Source organism: Carboxylicivirga sp. M1479, assembly GCF_007097485.1.
Taxonomy (GTDB): domain Bacteria; phylum Bacteroidota; class Bacteroidia; order Bacteroidales; family Marinilabiliaceae; genus Carboxylicivirga.
This window is the reverse complement of the sequence record NZ_VKDE01000032.1, coordinates 25,607-37,338: the sequence shown is the minus strand read 5'-3', so window position 1 is coordinate 37,338 and position 11,732 is coordinate 25,607. Positions and strand designations below refer to the sequence as shown.

Genomic DNA, 11,732 nt, shown 5'->3' with positions numbered 1-11,732 from the left:
AAAAAAATGATTCACGCATCAAATACGATTAAAATCTCAAGTTCATACCTACAGTAAATGTTCGTGCTTGAGGGTATGTACCTGTGTCAACACCAGAATTGATAGTTCCTGAACCAAATTCAACATCAACACCCGGATAATCTGTAAATGTGTATAGATTTTGTGCAGCCACATACAGCTTTAAATGCTCGATTTTTAAGCGCGAAAGTGTCTTTTTATTAAAGGTATAACCTAACTGAACATTTTTAATGCGTAAATAATCTCCATCTACAACATATCTATCTGAGAATCGGCTATAGTTTTTATTTGGATCTTCAATGGATGCACGTGGCTCACTGTTTGTAGAGTTTTCACCGGTCCATCTATTAAGCATGGTTGCAGGCAAGTTGGTAAGACCTGCATCCAAACGACGCGAAAGATTAGCAATTTGATGACCTCCTGCGCCTTGCATAAATACTGATACATCAAAACCTTTCCAGTCGGCAAATAACGATAAACCGTAGAAATATACAGGGTTTGAATTCCCCAGATTAATTTTATCATTATCATCTAAAATGCCATCACCATTCTGGTCTACAAATCGTACATCACCAGGTTGAGCATGAGGTAACATCTTAACAATATCGCCATTCTCATTAACTGAAACAGGTTGATTATCTACATCTGTTTGATTCTGAAATAAACCATCTGTTTCATATCCCCAAAAGTAACCCAGTGGCTCACCTTCTTCAGCTCTGGTTACCAACCCGTATGTTTGTACTGTAGCACCTGCTAATACCTTTTCATCATTACCAATATAAGTTACTTCATTCTCGTTAAACGAAATATTGGCATTGGCACCCCACGAGAACTCACCTGCATTGTCGTTATAGGCAAATTCAAATTCATACCCTCGGTTACGCACTTCAGCGGCATTGTCTATTGGCGAGTTACTACCATAATGACCTGGTATCTTAACGGCTAAAAGTAAATCTTTGGTCAACTTGTTGTAATAATCGAATGTAAAAGTGAATTTACTATCTAAAAAATGAGCATCTAATCCAATATCTGTTTGTTCAGACGTTTCCCAACGTATATCAGGTGTAGGAATGGTATTAGGCGCTAAGCCCTGATTAGAAATTCCGCTTGTAAGTGGATTACCAATTACATAGCTGCCGGCATCTGAAATATTCGATACATACACAAAATTACCAATGTGGTTGCTTCCATTTTGCCCCCAACTGGCTCTTAATTTAACAAAATTGGCAATAGTCTTAAGTGAAGAAGCAAAATCTTCATTTGTAAGCACCCATCCACCTGAGAATGATGGGAAGTAACCATACTTATTATCTGGTCCAAATCGTGATGAACCATCTGCTCTAAATGTGGCAGAAAAAAAGTATTTTTCGTTATAATCGTAATTCACGCGCGAAAAGAAAGATACCAGGCGATTTGGTACGCCCATGCCTCCACTAGAGTTACGTGTTTCTTTATCACTTAAAGTATTATCAATATAAGCATAGTCTGGACCTTTGGGTGTTTTAACAATATCAACACCACTTCCCCACAGGCTATGAGAGGTTTCTTCTAAAATAGTACTACCAGCTACAACATTAAAGCTGTGCCTATCAAGTTCTAGATCATAGGTAATAACATTCTCCCAGTTATGATTAAAATAACGGGTCATACTCTTTTGTACATCATCTACTAAATTGTAATCCGATGGACTTAATTTATATACTGGATTGTAATTTTCCCATGTTACATACGCTAAATCAATACCGTATGAACTTTTAAACTTCAGGTTATCAAGAATACTATATTCGGCAAACATATTACCCACAAACTTGTCTGTTCTGGTTTGCGAATGCAAATACTCCATTTTACCAACTGGGTTGGTAATACCTTGACTAACGTAATCTGACACACCAAATTCTCCATTTTCATCACGCACAGGTGTTAATGGATCTAAGTTATAGGCAGAAGCCAATGGACCTCCATAAATATTATTCACATCAATACCGCTGCTTTCAATGTTTGAGTAATAAAGTGATGTACCAGTTCGCAACTTATCGTTATGACTCTTTGTTTCGGCATTAACACGAGCTGTAATACGGCCATAATTCGAATTATCTGGCGCTATCAAACCCTCTTGTCCAAAATAAGATATACCAGTTGAGATCTTGGCTCTCTCTGTACCGCCATTGAGTGTCACACTGTGATTCATCATCGGCGCATTATTGTTGTAAATCTCATCTTGCCAGTCTGTATTAGCACGGCGATTAAAATCCATCGGTCTAACACCATCATTTAATTGTGCTTCGTTATAAAAAAGCACATATTGATCAGCATCAAGTAAAGAGAGTTTACGCTCTGGGTTTTGAATACTATGATAACCATCGTAGGTAACAGTAAATGCCTGTGCTTTACCTTTTTTAGTAGAAATCAACACAACACCATTTGCTCCACGAGCACCATAGATAGATGATGATGCAGCATCTTTTAATATTTCAATACTAGCAATATCGCCTGGATTTAAATAATCGATACCTCCTACGGGTAAACCATCAACAATATAAAGCGGATCAGAATTACCATTAGTACCAGCTCCACGAATACGAACCGACATTCCTGCACCTGGTTGAGCTGAACTACTTGTAACGGTAACACCAGCGGTACGACCTTGTAAGGCTTGTTCTACGCGTAAGTTTTGAGTTTTCTCAATATCTTCTGTTCCAACTGAAGATATGGCAGCAGTTAAGGAGCTTTTCTTTCGTGTTCCATAGCCCACTGCAACCACTTCGTCTAAACTAATATTACCTGATTCTAACACAACATTAAGAGCTTGCGCATTGCTCACATTAGCTAACTGAACCTCTTGAGTTGCCATACCAATGAATGAGTATACCAAAATATCATTTGCCAACACATCATTAATGGTATAATTTCCATCAACATCAGTTATAACCCCTTTTACGGTCCCTTTTACCGTAATATTAACACCAGGTATGGCACTACCTTGTTGGTCAGTTACCTTACCTGAAACAGATAATGTTTGACCGAATAAACTTGTTACACTGCATAACAGCAATGAAACGAAAAACAGTTTTAATCTTTTCATATTGTATTTAGTTTTTGAGGATTTTAATCTTCTTCATTAAAATTTCACATTTCTTATCATGTACCACTGACGAAAGTAGATTTTAGGGAACAATTCCCATCATAAAGGACATAGACTAACAGTAGACAAGTAAAACAAGTGGTATAGAAACCATAGACACACATGCATTAAAGCCTGAATTAAAGGCAAATACACAATCAAAATAAAACAATAAATCTTTATGTTATTGAAGAAAAACAAGCTCTAAAAATGCTTCCTAAGAGCATATGTAATGTCATATAATTGCTAAAAAGTGGACATCAAAGCAACTATTGGGTATACATAAATAGTAAAAACAAGGTTAAATGAGCTGCAAAACTTTAACACATTATTACTTTTCTATAATGCAATTAGTTCTTTAACCAGTAGAAACAAATCTGCTTAGCGTAGCAATATAAATAGGAATGAATCTTACTTAGGGCTAAATTAATTGTAGAAAAAACCTTATTGATACTCTCTAATAAACTTATTAAGGTTTTGAGAATGTTCTAAATTTAGTTTCTTACGCAATCGATAACGAGCAGTATCGACACTACTTGTTGAAATATTTAAAAATTGAGCAATTTCACTGGTGTTGGCATTAATTCGAATAAACGAGATTAAGCGTAAATCATGAGGCGTTAAGGTTTCAAATTGTGACGATATACGTTGAGTGAAATCCTGGTGATCCTCAGAAAACAACTTATGAAAAAGGAAGTCTTTTTTCTCTTGATTTATTTCATGATCGATCTTGTTTACCCATCGAGATGCAGCACTATTTTTCATCTGAGCTAGCGCCCCTCGCACTTCCACTAAAAATGCATTCTTGTGCCTGATAACTTCAGTAAACTGAAGCAGTTGCTCCTTTTTAGCCTGAACCTGTTCCTCTGCAGAACGTTTTTTATCATACTTATTCTTTAGTCTAAGCTTCTGATTCTTTCCATACTGCACAACTATCAAACTAATAGCAATAAGTATAAAAAACAATATACCAATACGTAGGTAATAGTATTCAATTCCTTCGATTATTATTGGAACAGTCGTTTTTCTTTCGATGGTTCCATTATATCGACATTCAAGTTCAAAGGTATAATCACGAGGTTTTAAATCCCCGTAGGCTATCTGCTTCTGAGAAAAAGACCAATCAGACCACTCTTCGTTGTATGGCAAAAGGCGATAACGGTACTCTATTTCCTTTTTCTTTTTATCGGCAAAGGATAAGGTTATTGTTTTAAATTGACGACTGGCTAATTTGAGGGCTTTATTGGTATAAGGGTAATATAACGTTTGAGGAGTATGTGAGTTATTATAGGTGATTTCAATTTGCGAGATTATAGGATCTTTTAGGGCCTGGTGATTATATCTTCGATTTAAAGGTAAAACCTTCACCCCCCTCTCAGTAGCCACATATAATAGCTTATCATGTATTTTAATACATTCAAACTGCTCGAGTATATCATTATTTAATTCGCTTAACAACTTACCATGAACTACAGTAGAGCCATCAGCTAACTCTTCAATCATCTTCAACTCATCATTCTGTATATATATGGCAATATTATTTTCCGACGATACTTCTAATGCAGTAATTCCTGCTCCTTGAATACCTTGCACCAGGGTCAAACGGCTCTTTTTGAAATCACCATCAATAAATTCAAAGAAGACATTTCCGTCATAAAAAAACAATCCTTGCGTCGTAGCAAATACATCTCTCATAGATATTTCACTAACAATACATTCCTCATCATCCAACAAAATACGATGAATAATTGTATCAGCACTACCTCCACGTGCCCACACACTGTTACTGATTTCATCATAGTCAATTTTTGGATTCCCCCACAGACCAAGGTTGCGCTTTTCTATAAACGATTGCCCAATTTTCTCTACCCATATAGTACCAGTGTAGGCCGAAAAAATATATTGATTTGAGGCACCGACCTGATCGACATCCATAACACCAACTTTGTCATACACTATTTGTGAAGTCGCATTATTTATCAGAATTAGACCTTTATTGTGACAAGCGAATAAGCCGGCATCCGTTTCTTTAAGCCCCCAAACTTGCCCTTCTGTTCCTTCAACTAATAAAAAATCTGCCGAATTAAAATTCGCATAAAGTCCTTTATTTGTAGCTATATAAGTAGTGCCATTATGTATTATAATATCATAAGCTGCTCCCCTGTTTATGATCGATTTAAGAAGACTTTCCTTATTAACTTTTGCAATACCATAATCTAATCCTGCCCACAAATTACCATCTCTATCAACAGCTAAAGAAAGAACAGTATTATCTAACAACCCTTGCTCTTGTTGTATTTTCCTTTGAATATAAACCTGGTCCCCTTCTCGTTTAACAGGAATAATTCCTTTTAAAACAGATCCAATATAGAAGTTACTATCATCATAATTTATCGCAGAGAAACACGTTAACTGTTCCGGTATGCGAATCATATTAAAATCATGTCCATCAAAAGCTAACACTTCACCATTAAACAGCACAATATACAATTGGTCATTGTGTTCAAACAATACTCTCACTTCCTGATCCTGACCTTTGGGGAATGGCTTGACTAAATTAAAACCATCAAAATCTAAGGTTCCTAAGCCTCTATCATTACTGATTGTCCAAACTTTATTCTGCCATTTGCCCAAACCCGACAATCCATTCGGGAATGTGAATTGTGCAAGACTTTTAGTTCTAATATTATAAACGGTGATTATATTGCTAGACTGAAAAAATACATTATCGCCATTAGTTTCAATATTCCATACATAACCATAAACATCAGCAAGATACTCGTATGTTAAATTCCCTTTATCATCAACATTAAAGAAGCCAATTTCATCACCTCCACACCATATCGTATTCCTATAAAATGAAATCGCTCGTAATGATTTTCCAGACGGAAGTTCATTGAGGGTCCATTGACCATAAATATATCGGAGAAGCCCATTGGTGTTAGCAATGTATATAACATTATCATCATCAACATCAATGTCCCAATTCTGACGTCCTGCACCATAGTCTTCTTTATCAAATGTGCTAATATCAGATAAGTATGTATAATCAATTGCGTGTATTGCAATTGTTACACAAAGAAAAATGCTTATAAAAACGCTTCTTAAGATTCCCATAATATTGAAAATGCGATTGTTATTTAATCGTATTTTGCCCCCTAAATTTTAATGAGTAGTCAGTTGAGCCTCCAAAACAAATGTAAATAATATATTCTTATAAATCGATAAGACATCGACTATCAAATAAAACGTGAATGAAAATACAAATATTCGAAAATTCGAGAAGCAAACATTATGAAGTTTTGCAAGATATCTAACTTAGCTAAATTCTTGACTTATATAAAATAAGAAAGCCGCCTTAAAGCATTCTTTAAGACGACTTTCAACTTTTAACCAAACCTAACCCTAAACTATGAGAAAACTTACTCAATATTTTTATTGACACTTAAGGTGTCTTGTAATCATTGTTACGCAAGAAATAAAAAAAGGTTTCATTTTTTTATTGATCGAAAACAAACTTTTTCGTTTTTCTTACAGTGCAAATTTAAAGCGTTTTATCACTAACGCATAATAACTAAAGTTAAAAGAAGTTAAATTGAAAGTTATGTAATTATTACGCATTGATTAACAGTAGGTTTTAAAAGTTGTAACTAAAAGTTATCATGAAATTTTCGCGAAATTGAATTTTGGATGATTCATTGGTAAAATACCTTGCATGCGCTAAAATACGTGTTGATAAATACCTGTTAATACGCATATCAAGAATAACCTCCCAGTCTATTTGAACCTGCCTATCTTTTCCTTCTTTTACCTTTCCTAAAAACTGGTAGAAAGCATCAAAACGAGATGAAATTTTAAATTCTTGCGACAATTGATAGGCAAAATTATTAACGACCGAGATACCATTTACGATATCGATGCTTTTATCTGGATCTATACCAAACTTGGTTTGATCATATTTACTGGTATCTGCCACTAAAGTAACACGCGATGTTATAGGAGAAAGAAGTAACGTAAATTTGTCCTTATGCTTAAAATCCATACCCAGAGCAAATGACATATAGGCTGGTGCAAGAAAGCCAGATAAAAGTATTTCATCTTTATCATACGCATTAAAAAACTGCGTTTTAAAATTATACAGAAAACTATAGTACCATTTGTCGGATGCCTTTAAACCGTATTTGGTATTTATTTCAATTAAATCTGTATTAACCCTACTAGGGTCATTCTCCGTTGAGATGATACCAACTTTATGAATGATATAGCTATCCCATTCGTTTTTATCTTTTTTATAATTAGCAATTAACCTTAAGTCACTTCCTAAACTAATACTACTCTCTCCTCCTTTAACCCAATTATTAACATACCCTTGCGCCACCAGAATGTTTTCAGTACCCTTTAAAGTCCAAGGCCCAGATGTGAACTTTATTTTTTCAAGACTGGGGTGCGTATCAAAATCATTATCGCGTAGTAACATATTTATACCATCACGAGCTGATCGCCTTGACAAAAAGCCACCCAAACCAATTTGAGGTGCATCTGGGATTGAGTCCCAGGATAGCTTTATTTGATTGGGATGACTAAAAATGTATGTATCCCTTGCTTCCGTTAGAAAATAACGATTGGTAAATTCATCTGCTAATTGATTTGAAAAAGAGGTAGAGTTCATCAACTCCTGATACTCATCTAACTCCCGTTGCGTATAAAACTGAGGGTAATACCAAATTAATGGAAAAATTGGCACCCTAAACTTAGCTTCAAACTTATAAGTTTCCACTTTATAATCGTGCAAGGGAGCGAATAAAAAGGTTTCAAATCGCTTTTGTTCTTCAACATCTTGTAATATATAATTAACAATGTACGATTGCCTTAAGAATTGTTTTTCACCACTTTCTTTATACTTATACAGGGTGTTTTGCCATTGCTTTTGCTCAAAGGAGTTGTTTGTCCAATAACGCCAATCCAAACCAAAAGCCTGCATCTGCCCATTCATATTTCCAATGCTAGCAAATATCATAATAGCCCAAAGGATTATAATGTTCAAATATGCCTTAGAAATACATTTCATAGTTATTAAAGCCGATAAAAGGTGCGTGCAGTGAATTTAAGAACAAAAATAACATGAAATTTAATATAGCCTAGTACTGCTATAAATTATCACATCAAACATTTACCACCACATAAGCATGCGAAAAATCATAAGCACCCATAAAAACCTACACAAAAGCCAATTAACACACCATCACATACAACAAACAGCTGCTAACTTACGATTTTTAACATTCCATATTTTTGTGAGTACGTATTGTTTTTTACATTTGCAAACAGAATTAACGATGATGGTAACATTCCACATACAATCTGCATTATGCGACCGTGTCTTCTTAAACATTAAGAACAGAGACGAGTTCGCCTATTAGTCACTAACTCCAAGTTAGTTCTTTCCAATATTATTTTCTCGAAACAAATTAATAATCACGCTCATGGTAGCATTGCTGCTTTGTATTGTTGATTGAACAATTGATATATCATAAAAACTTTACATAATGGAATTACCTTTTTCAGAATCTTTTAAGATTAAGATGGTTGAACCCATCCGCAAAAGTACTAAGGAAGAAAGAGAAGCATGGATTAAAAATGCCAACTACAATCTTTTTAACCTACGTAGCGATCAGGTATTTATTGATTTATTAACCGATAGTGGTACTGGTGCCATGAGTGATCGTCAGTGGGCAGCCATGATGTTAGGCGATGAAAGTTATGCAGGTGCATCATCGTATTACAATTTAAAAAATGCGATTAAAAACATCCTTGGCTTTGACTACTTTTTACCAACTCACCAAGGAAGAGCTGCTGAAAATGTGCTATTCTCTGCTTTGGTAAAAGAAGGCGATGTAGTTCCAGGAAACTCACACTTTGATACGACCAAAGGTCACATCGAGTTTAGAAAAGCTTCTGCTATTGATTGTACCATTGATGAAGCTTTTAATACAACAGTGGATCACCCATTCAAAGGAAACCTTGATTTAAATAAGCTTGAGCACGTTTTACAGGCTCACCCGAAAGAAAACATCCCGATGATTATTGTTACTGTAACATGTAACTCATCAGGAGGTCAGCCTGTATCGATGCAAAACATGCGCGAGGTATATGCATTGGCTAAAGAATATGGTATTCGTGTGCTATTTGATTCTGCACGCTTTGCCGAAAATGCCTATTTCATCAAGCTTCGTGAAGAAGGCTATGCTGATAAGAGCATTAAAGAGATCGTTAAAGAAATGTATTCGTATGCCGATGGCATGACAATGAGTAGTAAGAAAGATGCCATTGTTAACATGGGTGGTTTTATAGCCTTGCGCGAAGAGGATTTATACAAAAAAGCAAGTCAGTTTAATATCATTTACGAAGGGTTCGTTACTTACGGTGGTATGTCTGGTCGCGATATGAATGCCTTAGCACAAGGCCTTGATGAAGGTACCGAATTTGATTACTTAGAAACCCGCATTAAGCAAGTGGCATATCTAGGTAATAAACTAAAAGAATTTGGCGTTCCTGTTCAGGAGCCGTTTGGTGGACATGCCATTTTTGTTGATGCAAAGCGCTTTTTACCTCACATTCCAAAAGAAGAGTACGTAGCACAAACATTAGGCATTGAGCTATACAAAGAGGCTGGTATCCGTGGTGTTGAAATAGGTACACTATTAGCCGACAGAGACCCTGAAACACGCGAGAATCGCTACCCAGATTTAGAGCTATTAAGATTAGCCATTCCTCGTCGAGTATATACCAACAACCACATGGATGTAATTGCTGTGGCTCTTAAAAATGTATATGACCGTAGAGATGAAATAAAAAGTGGATACACCATTTTAGATGAAGCGCCATTAATGCGTCACTTTACTGTTGAGTTAGCGCCGGCAGTAAAAGAAACGGTATAAATAAAACCACATCACACACTTAAAGGTTGATTCTATAATAGAATCAACCTTTTTTTATTGCCATCGCTTTGTAACAGACTATTTTTTGGCTTGTTTTGTACTGCTTTTTAAAGAATTTAGTAAACCAAAAAGACTTTCCGTTGGTTTTACTTGTCACGCATTAAAAACAAGTCAATGAAAGACCTCACCATAGGCAATGAAGCTAAGTTAATTTTCAGATTTGCATTACCTATGGTTCTTGGTAATCTCTTGCAGCAATTATACCATGTGGTGGATAGTATTATTATTGGTAATTACCTGGGGAAAGAAGCGCTTGCTGCCATCGGCGCGTCCTCTCCCATATTTTATGCTCTTATTGCTTTTGTGATAGGCATTGGAAGTGGGGCTACCATTATTATCAGTCAGTATTTCGGAGCCAAAAACCTCGACAAGGTAAAAAGAGCCATTGATACCACTTATATATTTTTATTCTTTGCCTCGATACTTATTACGTGTGTCGGTATATTCTACAGCGAAGATATATTCAGAATGCTTCATGTTGAAGAAGCCATTATACCGCTAGCAACTGACTACTTTAATGTATTTATGATGGGCATGGTTGCTTTTTTTGGATTTAGTGGTACGTCGTCCATACTACGTGGCCTTGGCGATTCAATGACTCCACTTTATTTTATGATTATAGCAACCATTGTTAACATCGTACTCGATATTGTGTTTATTGTTGTATTTAATTGGGGAATTAGTGGCGTTGCTTATGCTACCCTCATCGCTCAAGGCGGCGCTTTTTTATCGGGAGCCATCTACCTGAATAAGAAACATCAAATTATTTCATTCAACATCTTCAGCTTTAAATTTGACAAAGAGTTATTTCTACAAAGCGTTAAGATAGGACTTCCTACAGGCTTTCAACAAACCTTTGTGGCCCTTGGCATTATGGCCCTCATCCGCATTGTTAACAATTTTGATACCGATGTATTAGCAGCATTTGCTGTGGCCAGTAAAATAGATGCTTTGGCAGCCATGCCAGCACTCAACCTTGCCAGTGCACTATCTGCATTTGTTGGACAGAATCTTGGTGCTCAAAAAATCGACCGCATAAAAAAAGGACTAAGAGCCACCTTATTTATGGCATGGGGAATATCACTAATGGTAATGCTTACCGTTATATTCTTTGGCGAATTAATGATGGGCGTATTTACAAAAGATGCGGCAGTTATCGATCATGGCACCAACTACCTGGTAATCGTCAGCTCATTTTACATGATTTTCTCTACCATGTTTGTTATGCATGGCGTTTTACGTGGTGCAGGCGATACTTTAATACCCATGTTCATTACCCTTTTTTCCTTATGGATAATACGCATCCCATTTGCGGTGGTTTTATCTAAAGAGTTTGGGGTTAATGGAATTTGGTGGGCCATACCCATAGGCTGGAGCATGGGACTTGTGGGCTCACTCATTTATTATTTTACAGGAAGGTGGAAAACCAAAGGAGTAGTGAGAAGAAAAATTTAGTAACCCGAGTTCGATTAAAATTTAAGAGCTCAGATTTCATTAAGTGATTGATATACAATCTAAATTTTTGAGGCATAATAAACTATGGCGATTAAATTTAGAGCAGTAGATCGGTTATTTAATGAAAAGATTAATGTATC

General features: G+C 35.9%; 5 protein-coding genes. 2 read left to right on the top strand and 3 right to left on the bottom strand.

What is annotated here, in order from left to right; genetic code table 11:
• Positions 1 to 28: 28 nt before the first annotated feature.
• The 3 genes from FNN09_RS17395 to FNN09_RS17385 all read right to left on the bottom strand — a co-directional run bounded on the left by FNN09_RS17395 (position 29) and on the right by FNN09_RS17385 (position 8,156).
• Positions 29 to 3,100 (bottom strand): TonB-dependent receptor, encoded by a 3,072-nt coding sequence (locus FNN09_RS17395; RefSeq protein WP_143303756.1) that lies wholly within the window; start codon positions 3,098 to 3,100, stop codon positions 29 to 31.
• 483 nt (positions 3,101 to 3,583) lie between these two features.
• Complete coding sequence (locus FNN09_RS17390) at positions 3,584 to 6,256, bottom strand: hypothetical protein (RefSeq protein WP_143303755.1); 2,673 nt, start codon at positions 6,254 to 6,256, stop codon at positions 3,584 to 3,586.
• Between the two features lie 520 nt (positions 6,257 to 6,776).
• Entirely contained in the window at positions 6,777 to 8,156 is a 1,380-nt protein-coding gene (locus FNN09_RS17385) for a DUF3078 domain-containing protein (protein WP_185969054.1), read from the bottom strand.
• 529 nt (positions 8,157 to 8,685) lie between these two features.
• Between FNN09_RS17385 and FNN09_RS17380 the strand changes: the two genes are divergently transcribed.
• Positions 8,686 to 10,077 carry a tryptophanase gene (locus FNN09_RS17380; protein WP_143303753.1) on the top strand — a complete coding sequence of 464 codons (1,392 nt, stop codon included), beginning with the start codon at positions 8,686 to 8,688 and terminating at the stop codon, positions 10,075 to 10,077.
• 174 nt (positions 10,078 to 10,251) lie between these two features.
• A complete protein-coding gene (locus tag FNN09_RS17375; protein WP_143303752.1) occupies positions 10,252 to 11,592 on the top strand; it encodes an MATE family efflux transporter in 1,341 nt (446 codons plus the stop codon).
• Positions 11,593 to 11,732 lie beyond the last annotated feature (140 nt).